Source organism: Granulicella sibirica, from assembly GCF_004115155.1.
GTDB classification, from domain to species: domain Bacteria; phylum Acidobacteriota; class Terriglobia; order Terriglobales; family Acidobacteriaceae; genus Edaphobacter; species Edaphobacter sibiricus.
Genome location: NZ_RDSM01000004.1, coordinates 24,907 through 42,738, shown reverse-complemented (window position 1 = coordinate 42,738; position 17,832 = coordinate 24,907). Strand labels below are relative to the sequence as shown.

At 60.1% G+C, this 17,832-nt stretch carries 10 protein-coding genes; 5 read left to right on the top strand and 5 right to left on the bottom strand.

Annotation, left to right across the window (positions count from 1 at the left end; all coding sequences use genetic code 11):
* Positions 1 to 73: 73 nt before the first annotated feature.
* Both GRAN_RS21755 and GRAN_RS21750 read right to left on the bottom strand, forming a co-directional pair.
* Complete coding sequence (locus GRAN_RS21755; RefSeq protein WP_128915187.1) at positions 74 to 1,234, bottom strand: acyl-CoA dehydrogenase; 1,161 nt, start codon at positions 1,232 to 1,234, stop codon at positions 74 to 76.
* Positions 1,235 to 1,371: 137 nt separating this feature from the next.
* Positions 1,372 to 2,298 carry a tetratricopeptide repeat protein gene (locus GRAN_RS21750; RefSeq protein WP_128915186.1) on the bottom strand — a complete coding sequence of 309 codons (927 nt, stop codon included), beginning with the start codon at positions 2,296 to 2,298 and terminating at the stop codon, positions 1,372 to 1,374.
* Positions 2,299 to 2,920: 622 nt separating this feature from the next.
* Between GRAN_RS21750 and GRAN_RS21745 the strand changes: the two genes are divergently transcribed.
* Positions 2,921 to 4,201: a glycoside hydrolase family 27 protein gene (locus tag GRAN_RS21745; protein ID WP_241655074.1), complete on the top strand. Its 1,281-nt coding sequence runs from the start codon at positions 2,921 to 2,923 to the stop codon at positions 4,199 to 4,201.
* Positions 4,202 to 4,372: 171 nt separating this feature from the next.
* Here GRAN_RS21745 and GRAN_RS21740 read toward each other — a convergent pair whose 3' ends face one another.
* Entirely contained in the window at positions 4,373 to 7,966 is a 3,594-nt protein-coding gene (locus GRAN_RS21740; RefSeq protein ID WP_128915185.1) for an outer membrane beta-barrel protein, read from the bottom strand.
* 323 nt (positions 7,967 to 8,289) lie between these two features.
* On the bottom strand, positions 8,290 to 9,603 hold the full coding sequence (locus GRAN_RS21735; protein WP_241655073.1) for an alkaline phosphatase family protein: 1,314 nt from the start codon (positions 9,601 to 9,603) through the stop codon (positions 8,290 to 8,292).
* 212 nt (positions 9,604 to 9,815) lie between these two features.
* Between GRAN_RS21735 and GRAN_RS21730 the strand changes: the two genes are divergently transcribed.
* The 3 genes from GRAN_RS21730 to GRAN_RS21720 all read left to right on the top strand — a co-directional run bounded on the left by GRAN_RS21730 (position 9,816) and on the right by GRAN_RS21720 (position 14,972).
* Positions 9,816 to 10,544: a hypothetical protein gene (locus tag GRAN_RS21730; protein ID WP_128915183.1), complete on the top strand. Its 729-nt coding sequence runs from the start codon at positions 9,816 to 9,818 to the stop codon at positions 10,542 to 10,544.
* Positions 10,545 to 10,884: 340 nt separating this feature from the next.
* Entirely contained in the window at positions 10,885 to 14,037 is a 3,153-nt protein-coding gene (locus GRAN_RS21725; RefSeq protein WP_128915182.1) for a response regulator, read from the top strand.
* Positions 14,034 to 14,972: a GGDEF domain-containing response regulator gene (locus GRAN_RS21720; protein WP_128915181.1), complete on the top strand. Its 939-nt coding sequence runs from the start codon at positions 14,034 to 14,036 to the stop codon at positions 14,970 to 14,972. The genes GRAN_RS21725 and GRAN_RS21720 overlap by 4 nt, the downstream gene beginning before the upstream one ends.
* Position 14,973: 1 nt before the next feature.
* Here the strand turns inward: GRAN_RS21720 and GRAN_RS21715 are convergent, their stop codons facing one another.
* On the bottom strand, positions 14,974 to 16,335 hold the full coding sequence (locus GRAN_RS21715) for an APC family permease (protein WP_128915180.1): 1,362 nt from the start codon (positions 16,333 to 16,335) through the stop codon (positions 14,974 to 14,976).
* Positions 16,336 to 16,505: 170 nt separating this feature from the next.
* On the opposite strand from GRAN_RS21715, the gene GRAN_RS21710 reads away from it, so the two are divergent.
* A complete protein-coding gene (locus GRAN_RS21710) occupies positions 16,506 to 17,831 on the top strand; it encodes an ABC transporter permease (RefSeq protein WP_128915179.1) in 1,326 nt (441 codons plus the stop codon).
* The last annotated feature ends 1 nt before the right edge of the window (position 17,832 follow it).

Genomic DNA, 17,832 nt, shown 5'->3' with positions numbered 1-17,832 from the left:
AGTGTAACGGCTCCCACGACGGAAGATTCGCGGATTTCGCTGTGTTTCATACCTTCAAGGAAGCGCGGCGTGGCTAGAACTTCCCGAGAGTGAGCTTGGCGATCGTTGCAAGCTGCATGAACGAGGTCCCTTCGTAGATCTTTCCGATCTTGGCATCCCGGTAGAGTTTTTCGACCGGGTAGTCGCGGACAAAGCCCGATCCTCCAAAGATCTCGACCGCCTGGCTCGAAACGCGTTCGGCTACCTGCGAGCAGAAGTACTTCGCCATCGCGGCTTCCTTGGCAAAGTCCGCTCCCGCATCCTTCAAACGGGCGGCGTTATAGACCAGCAGCCTGGCGGCCTCGATCTCCGTCGCCATCTCGGCCAGCTGGAACTGAATCGCCTGGAACTCGGCGATCGGCTTGCCGAACTGCCGTCGCTCCTTCGCCCACTTAGCCGCGTGCATCCATGCGCCCTGGGCGAGACCAACCATCTGCGCCGCAATCCCAATACGGCCTTCATTCAAGGTCTCGATGGCTATCTTGTAGCCCTTGCCTGGCTCCCCCACCAGGTTCGCCGCAGGAATGACGCATTCATCAAACTGCAAGGCGGCTGTGCTGGACGCGCGAATCCCCAGCTTCTCTTCCTTCCTGCCGAGCGTAAAGCCGGAGGCTCCCTTCTCCACCAGGAAGGCCGTAATGCCCTTGTAGCCAAGGGAGGCGTCGAGCGTGGCAAAGACGAGAAACACGCTCGACTCCAGGGCATTCGTGATCCATAGCTTCTGGCCATTGAGCACGTAGTTGTCTCCACTCCGGGTAGCCCGCGTCTGGAGCGCAAACGCGTCCGACCCAGAGGACGCCTCGCTCAACGCGTAGGAACCGACAGCGTCTTTCGCCAGTCGAGGGAGAAACTGTGCCTTCTGCAAGTCGTTGCACCAGCGCAAGAGAGCGTTGAGGCAGAGCGTGTTCTGCACATCCACGAGGACCGCAACCGAAGGATCGGTCGTTGAGAGGGCCTCGATCGCAAGGATGCAATCGAAGAAGCTGCCACCGGAACCGCCGTATCGCTCGGGCACCTCGATCGCCATCAGGCCCAGATCGAAGAGTTCCTGGATCAAAGCCGGCTCCAGCTTCTGAGCCTCGTCCATCCCTCGGACGAGTGGACCAATCTTTTCGACAGCAAAGCGGCGAATCGTATCCTGGAAGAAAAGTTCCTCCTCACTCAATTGCGTGAGGGCTTTTAGCGACTCTGCCATGCGGGCCGTCCTCAAAAATGAATACTCATTCAGCCCGCGAGTCTAGCATCTTCTCCGATTACCTGGCACGCCCCGTCCACTCAAGCAAAACCACACACCGCACCCCGATGTGTGGGCCGGTAGGCGTGGTCGTTGTCCTATGCCGTTTCTTCTACGAGAGTCCCGTGTCGGGTAATGATGGACAGCCGTTCCATGCTGAGGATCTTCTTCGCCTGCCCCTTCGCGTGCGTCGCCCATGGACCGGACGGATCGAGGCGAGCATAGATCATCCAATGACTCAGCGCCCGGCGGCGCTCTCCGCTGCGTTCATAGGCCAACGCCAAGTTGTAATGAGCATCGGCGTATGTCGGAACGAGCATCACGGCGCGCCGGTACGCATCGATGGCCTCGGGCAGCCGCTGCAACTCATCGAGCACGTTGCCGAGGTCGAAGAATGCCAACGCGTAATCAGGATCCGAAAGCGTCGCGCGCCGGTACATCGTTTCGGCCATCGCGAAATCGCGAAGCGTGTAAAAGATCGTTCCCAGGTTGATGCATGCGGGAGCATGGCGCGGGTCGATCGCAAGAATGTCCTGGTAGAGCTGCATCGCCATACCCCGCGTGGCGATGTCTTCTTCAAGCCGCACCGCGCGCAGGAACATGTCCTGCAACGCAGCGGATCCCCCCGGGGGTGCCGAAGCCTGGCCTCGGGTGCGAACGACCCGCAATTTGCGATCAGGCTCGTAATCAAAGTCGAAGGAGAGCTGCCGGGTCATCGGATCGACAAGTGCGCCCGCGTAGCGAAAGGCGAGCCGGGACCCGCTGTGAACCATGCTCGTTTCGAGCAGAGGGTTGGTCATTCCGGACACTTGCTGCATCGCCTCCACCGAGGCGCGGATGCTTTTAACGGTAATGCGGGTGGCAGCCTGGAGATCGCGCAGAGTTCTCATCTGCGAGAGATCCTCGAAGGTGTACTGTTCATCGAGTGGTCTGGGAAGGATGAGACCTACTCGCTCCCATGCCTGAAGCTGGCGGGTCGGCAAGTGCAGAATTCTCAGGACGTCTTGGCGACTGTATCGGGTCACGTTAGTCTGGGTGGCACCGCGTACGCACACACTAGAAGGAGTATGCGGGGGAGCGCCGTCCGGATCAAGACGAAAAGGCCCAAGTCTCTTACAAACCAGTGGATAACGTGTACCAACCATGGTTCAGGGAGGTATGGGACGCGGCCCTGCCTGGTTTGGCGTAGGGCCGCGAAAAGGGGCGACCCGTCAGGAGCGGGTCACGAAGGGTTTATTCTTCGTTTTCCACTCCATTGAACGCAGTGACGATGCAGGGAGCCAAAAGCATTCCAAGGAAAGCAATCACAATGAGAAGGTTATGCATGGCATACCTCTTTCTATTCCGGAGCTCTAACGGCCCGGTGATAAGTAAGGTTCTCTCCTACCGTTGGTCCTTTCCATTCCCCTTAAGGGCAATGGACTCGAACGATTGGTGCATAGACCGGTGGCCTCTCGTTCCTAAGGCTTTCCGCCTTATTGCCGTCTCTCCCTGCCCTGAAGACTTGTATGCTGGGCCCTAACGACAGGAGATTTAACTTTGCGCAATTCAAATGGCGTTCATTCCCTTCCCGTTCTACGCCTGCTCTGCTTGCTCACCGTCGCATCTATGCTGCAGCCCTGCAGCGCGCAGACTTCCTCCTCCAGCTTGGCAGCCCGCCCACCAATGGGCTGGAATAGCTGGGACTCCTACGGTCTCACGATAACCGAGCCTCAGTTCCGCGAAAACGTCGCCGTGCTTGCCAAGACCCTCAAGCCTTTCGGGTGGAACTACGCCGTCATCGACGAGGGCTGGTTCCTCAAGAACCCGCAGGACCGGCCCACCCCCGAAAAGCTCCAGTTTGAACTCGACGCCAACGGCCGCTACATCCCGGTGCCGTCGCGCTTTCCGTCAGCCATCGACCACGACGAGAACACTGGCTTCGTAGCCCTCGGAGCCTTCGTGCATGCGCAAGGTCTAAAGTTCGGCATCCACATCGTTCGCGGCATTCCACGCGAGTCGGTAGATCGCAACCTTCCCGTAGCCGGAAGCCATTTCACCGCCAAAGACGTAGCCGATACCGCCGACGCCTGCCCCTGGGATCCAACCAACTGGGGCGTTCGCGACACTCCAGCCGGCCAGGCCTGGTACGACTCGCTGCTTCAGCAATATGCAAGCTGGGGCATCGATTACCTCAAGGTCGACTGCATCTCTGACCACCCTTATAAGCCCACCGAGATCCGCATGCTTCACCGCGCGATCGTGAAGACCGGCCGCCCCATCATCCTCAGCCTCTCCCCCGGGCCAACCTCGCCCGGCATCGCCAAGGAACTCATCCCCTACGCCCAGATGTGGCGGATCTCTGACGATTTCTGGGACTACTGGAAGAATCCCAAGACCTTCCCCCGCAGCCTACACGGACAGTTTGAGCTCGCGGCCGCCTGGTCCGCCTACGCCAAGCCGGAAACGTGGCCCGACGCGGATATGCTCCCGCTTGGCTACCTCGGCCCCATCCCCGGCGAGGGCGAAGCCCGCGACTCGCGACTCACCCATGACGAGCAGCGCACCTTGCTCACGCTCTGGTCGATGGCTCGCTCTCCCCTGATCCTCGGAGCTAACCTCACCAAGCTTGACGAGTGGACGACCAAGCTCCTCACCAACCGCGACATCCTTGACGTCAACCAGTTCGGCCACGACCAGAGACAAGCCGCAGTAGAAGGCGATGCCCTTGCCTGGACCTCCAGCGGCAAAGGCAACGTCCGCTACCTCGCCCTCTTCAACCTTGGCGATCAGGAGAAGACGATCAAGCATGCCTACGCCTTCTACAACCTGCCAGGAAGCAGCTACAGCAGCCGCGAACTCTGGACAGAGAGGACAACCGGCAGATCCGAACAGTTCACCGTCACGCTCCCACCCCACGGCTGCGCTCTTCTCGAATTGAAGCCGTAGCTCTTGTTGTTGTGCCGGTTGACAAATTTCAACCCCAGGCCCTCTGCCGAGCCTCCGAACAGAACGCTCGCCTCCCGCTCCAGAATCGCAGTCAGGTGCCAAACGTGAGAAGGCCGGTGTGGCGGGCAGTTTACTGTCCCCCACACCGGCCTTGTTAAGTAGCCCTCAGGTTTAGAAGCTGAAGCTCAGCGCTAGACGAATAGTCCGAGGGTGCTGATAGTAAAGCGGTTTGCCATACTCGCTGCTGATTGTTAGAGGATAACCATTGCTATTCGATGGTTGCCCCGAGATCGTTGCACCATTCAAGGATTGAGCCACGTTGTACGGCCGCTCCGCCGCAGCGTAGAAGGCCGCGCCGTTATAAAACGCATAGCCGCCGGGTGTCACGTACTGGTTCCCGAAGTAGCCCGAATCGATCTGCTCGTTGACAGCGGTCACGGAGTGCTCGTTCAAGAGGTTGGTGAATGTCGCCGCGAATGTCAGCGCCTTACCCTCCCGCACCTCATACCCTTCGGTGAAGTTGAAGTCCGTCTGGTTGTACCAGGGATTGCGGTAGGTTCGAGTGTTTCCAACCGTGATCACACCGGTATTGGGATCCTGGGCGATATCGGCCCACTTTCCGCGGTTGAAGATGTCCACCGGGAACGCGTTTTCGCTATAGCCCACGTCCAGGTAGCTCGTGTTCGGAGAGCCTTCGTAGAGAGTCTGGAAGATGCCGAAATCAGAGCTGAGCTTGTGAAGATACTTCAACTGGTAATACGCATAGCCCTTCAGGGTGTTCGGACGATCCGTCGGGAGCGCCCCGCTCGAAGATCCGCCATTTGCGTTGTACTGGAAGTAGGGCTCGTCGAACGAGCGGCTGTTGTTCGGAGCGTTGCGTCCACCGTTTCCGCCGTCAGCGATATCCGAGCTGGTCAACCCCGTGTAGTTGCCGCGGAAGTGGCTATACGTGTAAGAGAAGAGTCCAGCCCAATGATTCGAAAGCGCCTTGCTCAGCCGGAACTCGACTCCGTCGTAGCTGCGCGCCGCCGGAATGGTCTGGTTCGGAGGATTCACGCCCGAAGTCGAGGTGCAGTCCTGAGCCCCAGCCCCGTACAGGAACTGGCAGAATCCGTTATAGGTCGCATTCGAACCATACCCGGGGTTCACTACCACGAACGTCTCGCTACCCGTTACCGAAGATGCCAGCGAGGCATCCTCAATCACGCGATCAAGCCGCCGTCGGCTGTACGTCACATTCAACGCAAGCGTCTTGGCTAACTGGTACTCGGTGCCGAAAACCGACTCATGCTGCTGGTACGGCTTCAGCCCAGGAGCAACACCTTCCTGTACCGCGCTGCAGGTGGAGCAGGTGGTCGGGAAGGAACGGAAGTCCTGGCTTTCGATGAACGTCAATCCGGCCGGCGAGTTACCGCCCGAGAAATTTGTTGTGCTGTTTGGAGCCTGGCCGCTGCAGTAGCGGGCATTGCTGTTAAAGGTGGGTGTGATGCTGCTTAGATCCTGCGTGTTGAGCCCGAAGTAGCAGTTCTGCCAGTACTGGCCGCCGAACGAGCTGATCGCGAGGTTCAGCTTCATCGTGTCGTAGAACTTGCCGTATCCGCCGAATACCTTCAGCTTGCCGTCACGGAACACATCCCACGCCGCGCCGAGTCGCGGTGCGAACTTATCCGTCCATCCGAAGTCGATCGGCTTGGAAAGGTTGGCACCCGTGATAGACGTGGCATTCAAGGCTTCGCCCGGCAGATACTCCTTGTCGAACCGGACACCAAAGTCAAGCGTTATGCCATGTCCGACCTGCCAGGAGTCCTGGGCATACAATCCATGGTCATAGCTGATGGCGTGGCCACTCGTGCCAAAATCCTCGATTGAGACGTATCCATACTGGCCTTGGCAACCAGTACCGATCATGACTAAGTTCTTAGTTGGATCCTGACAGGTCGCATTTCCGGTGGGACTCGAAGGCTGATACGTCGCCGGGCCGCCAGAGCCGACATAAACGTTCACTTCGGGTGCGTTGTAGTGCTGGTCCAGGATGTTCGAGTTTCTTGTGAGCTGGTACCCAAACTTGAAGTTATGCGTCCCCGCCCATCCGGTTTTGTACCAGGCAACATCCTGATCCAGTTGGATCGCTTTGCTTGCGTTGTATTGTGTGAAGTTCTGGTCAGTCGGGGCGTTGATATAGCCGGTCGACTGGTAAAGCTGCGATCCTGGCGCGATGGCGTTTCCGTTCGTGTCGGTTGCCGAGGTGCCGTTCGTCTCGAAGTACTGTAGATTGCCGGTCGTCGGGAAGCCGAAATCATGGTAATTCTCGAAGTAATAGCCGAAGTGCGTTGTCGCCACGATATTCTGTGTCACCGTGATGTCGGCGCCGGTATTGACGGTGATGTTCGGTGCCGTGTAACCAAGAGTATGGGCGTACGAGAACTGGGGTACGCCGGAAGACTGGCAGGGATTCGAAGCGGATGTTGCCGCGCCGAAGCATCCCGTCGATGCATTGAAGTAGCCTTGGGTTGAATCCTGGTTCGGCAGGTTCTGGCCATTCTCGCGCTGTAGTTGGTAGAGCCACGAACCGAAGACGCGGATCTTCTTGGTCGCCTGTGCATCGACGCGCGCCGTTGTGTAGTACGTGTTCTGGTTCGTGCTGAACGGAACGATTCCCCCATTTGTCGAGCCGTAGTTGACCTTGATCTCCGTCCGAACCAGGTCCGGGTTGAAGGCGACAAACCCGAAGATCTTGTCCTTGAAGCGTGCGGAGAACGGAAGCAGAGGGCCGCCAAGCGTAAAGCCTGGGTAAACCTCGCTCGTCTTTGGTTTCACAGGCTGGAAGCTCTGGTATGGCTGATCCAGTTGAGCGCCGCTCGCGAGGGCATCAGGCAGCGTGCCCACCGGATCATATCGCGGCTGGGCATTCGGCCCCGCATTAAGACCAGAGGCATTGAAGTAGGTGAAGACAGAGCCGTGATAATGCTCGGTACCCTTCTTCATCACGACGTTCACTACGCCACCAAGCGCGCCACCATACTCAGCCGCGACTCCTGACGTCTTGACCTGCACCTGATCGATAAAGTCGAACGGCACGTTGGTATGCGAGTAACCACCGATCAGGTTCGCGGTCTCTTGCCCTTCCACCAGGTACGAGTTTTCGGAATCCGATCCACCGCCGATCGAATAGCCGTAGGTATTGCCGTTGCTTCCGTTGCCCGGCGAAACACTTCCGCTGCCGTTCGTCGTGTTGTTTCCCATCAAGGGTTCGTTGCGGGCCGACGGCGCAAACTGGATCACCGACTGATACGAGTTGCCGCGTGGCACGTAGTTCAGTACATCCGCGGTCAAATTTGTCTGGGTCGTCACGCTCGTGACATCGATCTGTGGGCTGTTATCCGACGACACATCCACAATCGTCAGATCCGAACCGATCGAGAGAGTCAGATCCAGCGAAGGAGAGTGGCCGACCTCGATCAGGAGGTTCGACTGCTTGAGAGTAGCAAAACCCTTCGCCTCGACCGTTACCAGGTAGGAGCCGGGAGGCAGGTTCGAAAAGTGAAAGTACCCTCTTCCATCTGTTTGCGTACTCTTTACGCCGACCAGCGTCGGGGTGCTTGCAATCACGGAGGCGTGGGAAACGACGGCCCCGGTTGCATCTTTCACGGTGCCTTGGAGCGAACCTGTCGTCTCCTGGGCCCATGCAGTTCCTTCGAGAAGAGCCGGTCCCACCATAAAGGTTGGGAGAAGACACAGACCAAGACATAACCTGCGAAGGTTCATTCGAACTCCTAGAAGAAAGGAAATCAGGAGCCAGAAGAAATCTGGCTCAAGAGGACGGACCTGTCCCGCCGTCTTGCAATCCAGAGGCCACCCACACCCCGAAAACTAGGCCTTTCGAATCAATCAGGTCCAAACTACCGGATTTCGGACCGATCCTAGAAAACATTACGGACGCGTTACTGCACTATGAAATTCCATAGCGAGCTGAAAGCTGTGGCGAAATCTCAATGGGAACTACCGAATGACCTTCAAGACTTGGAACGCAGCTTCCCGCAGCTCCAGAGTTTTTTGTAAAGCGAGTCGCCAGCAGGGGGCGACCTGCCCTATTTCAAAATGGCATCGAGCGGATGCCCATCCACTCCACCAAGATGAACCCCAAGCAGCCGCGCAATCGTCGAAGCGACGTCGACGTTGGGGAATGGCGGGATCTGTCCGACGGGTTTAATCCCACGTCCCGACGCGATAAAGATGGCCTGCATCAAGGGTTCGGAGTTCGGGTACCCATGCTGCCCAGTCTCCTTGGTCTCCGTGACGAATGCGCCAGTAGTACCGCCTGCGAAGGCAAAATCATTCGCTGCGTAAAGCAGAAGATCCGGCGCCTGCGTCGTCTGCGACGGAACCGGCCAGCCATCCGCCGCGGCCTCCTGCGGGGTAAGGGCCGACCGCACCCCTGGCTGCCCAGCGAAGAGAGCCTTCAACGCAGCAATCGAATCCGGGGTGGCGTGCTGCTGGTAGATAAGCGCGAACCCGCCATCCGCCATGCACATCGTCGCGCCACCCGCGCTCGCTGCCGCATTTCCCCCCTGCAACCCATGTTCGACAAGGAGAGCGTTTGGATGCAGCAAATGATGCACGCTCTGCTGTCCGTGGTCCGAGACGATCAGAAAGGTCGTGCGATCCAGATCGCCCGCGTCCCGCACCGCATCCACAATGTCCTTCACGCGGTCGTCGAGAAACGCAATCGTATTGTGCCCGGCATCATTTCCGTACCCCGTCTTGTGCTCGATCCCATCGAGCGCAAGCAGATGGACCAGGGTCAAGTTCGGATGATGACGCCGCAGAATGTCAATTGCCGCGAGCGTATACAGACGGTCCCGCCAGGCCTGCGATGGCTTGAAGAACGTCCCGAGATCAGCCCGCGTCATCGATCCATCCTGGATAAGGTCCTGGACGATAGGGCTGTCAGCCGACGGCTTCTCGGCGAAGCTCCAGTCGATCGTTCCGGGCTGATGGATCGCCACCCAATCCACTTCGGCCGCCGTCATCCCCGCCGCGTGCGCCGCATCGTAGACCGTCGGGACCGCGACGAGCTCCGACTTCGGCGCATCCGCGTTCACCCTGGGCGCTCCCTCACCACGTTGCCCCTCGATCAGCCCGTTCACGATCACATGATGGCGCGACGCGTTGACGCCGGTAATCATCGCCGTGTGGTTCGGCCAGGTCACCGTCGGGTTGATCGGCTGCATGGAGCGCGCGTAAGCGCCCGAACGCATGAGCGCGTGCAGGGTCGGCGCAGGCTCCGTCGGGTCCTGCAGGCTTTCTGCAGCAAAGGCGTCGAGGCTGATCACAACGACCATCGGACCGCGCGCCGGAACGTTCTGGGCACCTGCAAGCAAAGGCGTCGCGGCAGCAAACATCAATAAGGCACAAGGATTGAAGCGCATAGAGAACACTGTCCAGAAAGGAATGAAGAGCCCCAGGGGCCGCAAGCTAAGAATACCGTTACCGGCCGGAACCCAAATGAGTAGCGGATGAAATGCGATTCTCCGGTTGCGCGAACGAACGGCATGCCGGATGATCGTGGGTAGGTCCCGATATGCTGCAATCCCTATCCTCCCCCAAAAAACCCATGCCTGGCTTCCACTTTGGGAGCAGACTCTTCCTCGTGGTCCTTGCTGCCAACCTCGCATCCGCGACGGTCCACGCCCAGGATCCTGTCGCCACCCTGCCAAAGAATTACACCGTCGCCCTCGACACCCCGTCCATCGAGGTCATGCGAGTGCACTACGGACCTCACGAAAAGATCCCCGTTCACGACCACACAAGCTTTGCGACCGTCTTCGTCTACCTGAACGACTCAGGTCCGCTGCGCATCGATCATGCCGGCGAAAACGCGGCCTCCGTCACACGTCCCCCCACCACCAAGGGGGCCTTTCGGGTTAGTCCTGCGCAAACCGAACGCCACAGCATCGAAAACCTGGGAGACACAAGCTCGGACTTCCTGCGAGTAGAGCTGAAGCAGTCTGCGCTCGCAATGAAGGAACCATTCCGCGGCAAGGCTCCGCAAAGCCTCGGAGAGAACCAGGATTCCCTGGAGTTCACCGACATCGATCTACAGATCGAGCGCATTATCTGCACCGGGCACACCGCATGCCCGATCAAAGTACCCGCCACGCCTTCACTCCTCGTTGCCCTCACGCCGCTTTCCCTGGCCACTGGCGACCCCGAGAAGAAGGAAAAGCTCGAGGCTGGGGCGATCTTCTGGCTCAACCCCGCGCAGGGCGCCACCATCGTTCCCGATCCGGCAAGCCCCGCCCACCTCCTGCGCATCCTTCTGCCCGCGGCCGCTGGACAGTAGCGTCAACGCCGTTCTGGCGACCCGGTCATTATGAGCACCTACAAAATACCGTAGTGTCGTTTCGGGAACGCTCTGGCCGGCAATTGGCAATCGAAGCCTGTCCTGGCACCCCAGCAGGTGGCCTGGAAGACGCATTTTGGCGGAAATAGCGTTCCCAAGTACCGAGTGCAGAACCAATCGAGACCTTCCCGAACCTTCGGAGCGCTACTCGCCCTAAGGAGCAGCCGACTTTCGCGGTACTTTCCCGCACGAAGGTGGTATTCCTGCGTGCCAGCGGCCCATGAAACGCTCAGGTCATCTCATGGCGTACCACCGCACATGTTGATCGATTGAGGCTCCTATGAGCGAAGGTTCCGCGATGCTGGGCTTTTACGACCCGGCCTTTGTTGCACTCTCTGTCTTTATTGCTGTCCTGTCTGCGTATGCTGCGCTCGACCTTGCTGGCCGCGTCACACTGAGCCGCACCCGTGCCGCCCGTCTCGCCTGGCTTGGTGGCGGTGCCGTCGCCATGGGCATCGGCATCTGGTCCATGCACTACATTGGCATGCTCGCCTTCCGCATGCAGATGCCCGTCCTTTATGACTGGCCGACCGTTCTGCTCTCGCTGACTGCCGCGATCGCCGCATCCGGGATAGCCCTCTACTCCGTCAGCCGCAAGACCCTCAGCCTGGCCACCACATTCATCGGCAGCCTGAGCATGGGCGGCGGCGTCGCTGCCATGCACTACATCGGCATGGCCGCCATGCGGATGCCCGCCACCCGCGTCTACTCCATGCCTCTCGTCGGGGCGTCCATCGTATTGGCTGTCGTCATTGCGTTTGTAGCCCTCCGTCTTACCTTCGCGTCGCGCCACGTCTCCCTTCTCTTCACTTGGCGCAAGGGCCTTAGCGCCCTCCTGATGGGCTTTGCTATTCCGGTAATGCACTACCTCGGCATGGCTGCCGCAAGGTTCGTTCCTGCGCCGCTCAACCAGGCCGACCTCCGTCACGCCATCAACATCTCCGATCTCGGGGCGGTTAGCATCGCCCTCGTGACGGTGGTGCTCCTCTGCCTCGTCTTCCTGTCCGCTATTGTCGATCGCCAGTTCTCCCATCAGGAGAAGGAACTCGAGGGCAGCGAAGAGCGTTATCGCATGATCATCGACTCCACCTTCGATGCCTTCCTCGGCATCAGTCCCGCCGGCATCCTCACCGACTGGAACGCGCAGGCATGCGCCACCTTCGGCTGGACCGTAGAAGAAGCCATGGGACGCGCCGCGACAGAGATGATCGAGGTCGGCAACAGCGGGAACGAAAGCCTCCTAAGCCTCCTCGCCGCTAAGGCCGACGCGCCGCTTCAGGGCCGTGTCGAAATCATTGCCCGTCATAAGTCCGGCATCCGTTTCCCTGCCGAAATGGCCCTCTCTGTCATCCGGATGGGCGAGAACAACCTCTTCGCGGCCTTCATCCATGACGTGACCGAGCGCAAGGCCGCCGAGCGCCAGATGGAAGAGGCCCGCCAGGCCGCCGAGGCCGCAAGCCGCGCCAAGAGCGAGTTCCTCGCCAACATGAGCCACGAGATCCGCACTCCGCTCAACGGCGTCATCGGCATGACCGACCTCGCGCTCGAAACCGAACTCACCCGCGAGCAGCGCGAGTACCTCGAAACCGTGAAGCTCTCGGCCGACTCGCTCCTCTCCGTCATCAACGACATCCTCGACTTCTCCAAGATCGAAGCCGGCAAGGTCGACCTCGAAGATATCCGCTTCGACATCCGCGAGTGCCTCGAATCAACCCTCAAGACCCTCGCCCTCCGCGCCGACGAGAAGAACCTCGAGCTCCTCTGCGATATCAACCCCGACGTTCCCGAAGCGGTCTTCGGCGACCCCGGACGCCTTCGCCAGATCACCACCAACCTCATCGGAAACGCCCTCAAGTTCACATCGGAAGGCGAAGTCTCCCTCCACCTCGTAACGGAGACAACTAGCGGCCTCGGGGAACAGCTCCACTTCACCGTCTCTGACACCGGCATCGGCATCGCTCCACACAAGCTCGAGACCATCTTCGAGTCCTTTAGCCAGGCGGATACCTCCACCACGCGCGTCTACGGCGGCACAGGCCTCGGACTCACGATCTCCCGCCGCCTCATCGACATCATGGGAGGACGCATCTGGATCGAGAGCGAGCTCGGCAAAGGCTCTCACTTCCACTTCACCGTCCCCCTCCGCAAGGCAGAGCCGTTCGAGCGCAGCCCCGAGGACACGGCGACCTCCGAGATCCTCACCGGCATTCGTGTCCTCATCATCGATGACAACAAGACCAACCGCCGCATTCTCGAAGGCCTCATGCGCACCTGGGGGCTGGAACCCACATCGGCTGCCGATGGCCCTGCGGCTCTCGACCTTGTTGCCAAAGCCTGTGCTTCCGGCGAGCACTACCGGCTCATTCTCACCGACATGCACATGCCCAAGATGGACGGGTTCACCGTCGTTCAGGAGATCATCAAGAGTCCCGAGCATTCGCTTGCCAACACGACCGTCATGATGCTTTCCTCCGGTGGTCATCGCGGCGATGCCGCCCGCTGCCAGGAACTCGGCATTGCCGCCTACCTCCTAAAACCTGTCCGTCAGGTGGAGCTACGCCAGGCCATCGTGCGAGCGCTCGGCGGTAACACGGCACGCGGTCACTCCGCGATGATCACGCAGAAATCCATGCGAGCGGAGCAAGCCGTGAGTAAGTCCTTGAATATCCTTCTAGCCGAGGACAATCCCGTCAACCAGAAGCTGGCGGTTCGCCTCCTCGAAAAGCGGGGACACACCGTCACCGTCGTCGACAATGGCCGCGAGGCGTTCAACTCCGTTGTCCGTGGACCCTTCGATCTCGTCCTCATGGACGTCCAGATGCCTGAGATGGACGGCATCACCGCCACAATGAAGATCCGCCTGCACGAGCAGACCACGGGGGGACATCAGCCCATCGTCGCCATGACCGCGCTCGTCATGAAAGGAGACCGCGAACGCTGCATCGCGGCCAGGATGGACGGCTATCTCTCCAAGCCGATCCGGCCCGTCGAACTCGACGAGGTGCTCGACGGATACATGGCACGAAAGACCTCCCCAACCGAGACCGAAGCAGCTTCAGCCGAAGCCAAGAGCGCTCCGAGCCATGAGTCCGTCAACGTCACCGAACTCCTCGAACGCATCGACGGTGACATTGAATTCATAGCCGAACTCTCCGACATCTTTCGCAACGACTATCCTCGGCAACTACAGGCCGTAAGCGCCTGCATCCGTGCCGGCGACGCGGAAGGTCTCAAGCGGGCTGCTCACACCTTGAAGGGAGCCCTAGCCAATCTATCCGCCATTCATGCCTCTTCGATTGCGGCAGATCTCGAACAGATCGGAGACTCCGGCAACCTGGATCAGGCGCAGGAAGATGTCGACAGGCTGAACGAGGAACTGCCGCGCGTTCTCACTGCACTCGACGAAGTCTGCAGAGAGCAGGTCGTCTCATGAAAATCCTCATCGCCGACGACGACGCCGTGTCTCGCACCATGATGCGCCGCATGCTCATGCAGAGTGGTTACGAGGTCTTGACAGCATCCGACGGCGACGAGGCCGCCCGGATTCTCACGCAGGAAGACGGCCCGCGCCTCGCGCTGCTTGACTGGATGATGCCCGGACTCGATGGCCCATCCGTCTGCCGCGCCGTGCGAGCCTGTGCGCGCCGGGCCTATATCTACACTGTGTTGCTCACCTCCAAGGACACCAAGGAAGATCTCCTTACCGGGCTTGGCGCCGGCGCCGACGACTACCTCACTAAGCCCTGCAATCCTCTCGAACTCAAGGCGCGCCTCACCACCGGCGAGCGCATCCTCAACCTCGAAGACCACCTTATTGAGGCCCGTGAAGAAATGCGCTTCAAGGCTACCCACGATTCGCTCACAGAACTCTTCGATCGCGGAGCAATCATGGCCCAGCTTGCCGCCGAGGTTGCAAAGCTGACTAGCCCAGAAAAAGAGTTCTCCACCATCCTCTGCGATGTCGATCACTTCAAGAAGATCAACGACACCTACGGTCACCCGGTCGGCGACGAGATCCTTCGCGAAGTCGGCCGCCGCCTGAAGATTGCCGTTCGCGAGGCGGATGTCGTGGGACGGTACGGTGGGGAAGAGTTCCTTCTCCTTCTCGACGGCTGCGGTGCGGGCTCACTCTCGGCCGGCGCCGACCGCATCTGCAGGGCCGTCAGCTCGAAGCCATTTCATACCAGCGTCGGTCTCATTCAAGTCACCATCAGTGCCGGTGCCCTTCACGTCGGCCAGCAAGGCGCACCTCATACGGTCGAGAACATCCTCCAGAAGGTAGATGCCGCTCTTTACCGTGCCAAGGAAGAGGGACGCGACCGCTTCGTTGCCACAGGCTTCGGACCGACGCTTCTCGTCGCGAGCTAACCTACCCGGCTGCCCGCCGCCCCCGCTGATAGAGCGCATGCACCGGGATCCCAAGCAGGATTACCGCCATCCCAAACAGCGAATTCCGCGGCTGGTCCATGATCGAGAACACCAACAACACCCCCGCCGCGGCGATAAACAAAACCGGCACCACGGGATATCCCCACACGCTAAAGGGCCGCGCTCCCGCCGCATCCCTGCGCCTGAAGACAAAAATCGTGCTGGCCGTCAGCGCATAGAACATCCACTCTGCGAAAATTGCAAGCGAGAACAGCGCCTGGAATCTCCCGATCGCCAGCAGTAGCAGAGAACTCAACACTGCCTGCAGGATCAGCGCACTCGAAGGCGTCCGGAACCTCGGCGACACATGCGCCAGCCCCTCAAAGAACAACCCATCTCGCGCCGCCGCAAATGGCACCCGCGCCCCCGACAGCGAGGACCCCACGAACGTCGCCCCGATGCTCACCGCCATCCCGATTGAAACCAGCGCCGCCCCTGCCCCACCCGCCACCAGCCTCATCGCATCCGCCGCCGGGCGCTCCGCCCCCGCAATCGCAGCCGCCGGCAGCACATACTGAATCGCGGCATTCGTCAGCATGTACAGCCCGCCCACGATCCCAACCCCGCCGATCAGCGCCACTGGCAGACTCCGCTGCGGCCTCTGCACCTCCCCGGCCATCTGCGTCACATCGCTCCACCCGTCGTAAGCCCAAAGCGCAGCAATCAACGCCACCATAAACCCCGAAAACCCGCCCCGCGCCCCAGCGAAGGTCGTCCCGAAGTTGCTCCAGCTTCCATGCCCACCCGCCGTCAGGAAACAGAACCCTGCAATGACGACGATCAGCAACCCTTTGAGCCAGGTCAGCAGAAGCTGCACGTTTCCCGATTTCCTCGTCCCAATGATGTTCAATCCGGTAATCAGCCACGTCGCACCGATCGCGAACACCTGGCTCCACATCAGCGGACCAAACGCCGGCATTCCCAGAAAGCTGAACATCGCGAACGTGCCGAGCACCCGCATCAGTCCCGCGGCAATGGTCGCAATCGAGGCAGGTTTTGCGATCGTGATCCAGGTCCACATGTAGAGAAACGCCACCACGTCCCCATACGCCTCACGCAGGAACGCATACTCGCCGCCATACATCGGCTTCGCCGCCGCGATCTCCGCATACGTCATCGCCCCAAACAGCGACAGCAGCCCACCCACGATCCAGACCGCATACACCATGCCCGAACCGCCGACCGCGGCCATCATCTCTCGCGGCACAAGGAAGATCCCGCTGCCGATAATGATCCCGACGACGATCGAAGTCGCATGCGCCGCGTTCAGCACACGCGGCAACTCCCGTTCCTGTTCAGCCATGGTTTCATGGAGGGTAGCACAGGCGCCACGCGGCGCTTCTCCTCCCTTGGCGAAAGGGATAAACTCCCGATAACGACATGTGTAATCCCCGCATCGCCCCGGTGCCGGAGAGCGTCTAATAGCCGTTAGACAACCGCTAGCCCCAAGGCAACGCCGTTTCCACAGAGCGCATGGCAACCACGACCCCAGCCCAACCCGCGAGAATTCCGGCTCCTCCCTCCCCGACGGAGGTAGTCTCCCGGCAGCCAAGCAGCTTCGACCGGACGCTCGCTTCGGCGCGCTCCACCATGATGTTCTCCGAGGTCTTCCGCCTCGCCATCGACAGCTTCAAGGCCAGCAAGGTCCGCTTCCTGCTCACGATGCTCGGCATGATCATTGGGTCGGCCGCGATCATCCTCGTCGCCACCCTTGGCCTTACCGGCAAGCAGTACGCCCTCGACCAGCTCACCAGCATCGGTCCCAACAAGATCGAGCTTCAGTACAGTGGCGGCAGCACCATCGGACCCGACAACACCAGCACCCCCGACTTCATGACCCGTGAAGACCTGAACGCCGTCCTCGATCAGGTTCCCGGCATCATCGCCTCCTCACCAATGCTCGAGGATCACCACAGCATCTCGGTCGGCGGAGGCACCACCAAGGACACGATGATCCTCGGCGTCTCCCCCGAGTACCGCATCGTCCGAAACCTTCGCGTCTTATCAGGCCGTTTCTTCGACGATCAAGACACGCTCCTGCACCAGAAGGTCTGCGTCATGGTCGAACCCCTCGCCAAAACCATCTTCGGCTCCGACAACCTCGCCGTCGGCAGGACCATCAGTATCCAGGGCATCCCCTTCACCATCATCGGCGTCTTCAAAGAGAGTTTCGACACCTACGGCCAATCCGAGATCAGCGAGCAGACCCTGCTCATCCCCTACCCCGTCGCCCGCTACTTCACCGGCACCGATACGGTCAAGGAGATCTTCTTCACCATGAAGGACGCGACCATGGTGGTACCGGCCTCAAAGCGCATCCTCGAGATCATCCGGTCCCGCCATCGCGCCACGTCGGTCTATAACGCCGTCACCCTCACCGAACTCCTCGCCAGCATGGCCAAGATCGCCGACATGCTCACCGTCGTCCTTCTCCTCGCCGCAGCCCTCACCCTGATCGTCTCCGGCGTCGGCATCATGAACTCCATGCTCGCCAACGTCCAGTCCCGCATCCGAGAGATCGGCATTCGCAAGGCGCTCGGCGCGACCAGCAAGGAAATTCGCCTCCAGTTCCTGACCGAAGCCGTCTTCCTCTCGCTCAGCGGAGGCGTCGTCGGCACCCTCATCGGCCTTGCAATCCCAATCTCGGTCCGGCTCTTCACGCCCTTTCAGATCCCCGTTAAGCTATGGTCGGCGCTCATCGCCCTCGGAACCTCGGTCATCGTCGGCATCGTCTTCGGCACCCTTCCCGCCAATCGTGCCGCCCGCCTCGACCCCGTAGAAACCCTGAAGTACGAATAAT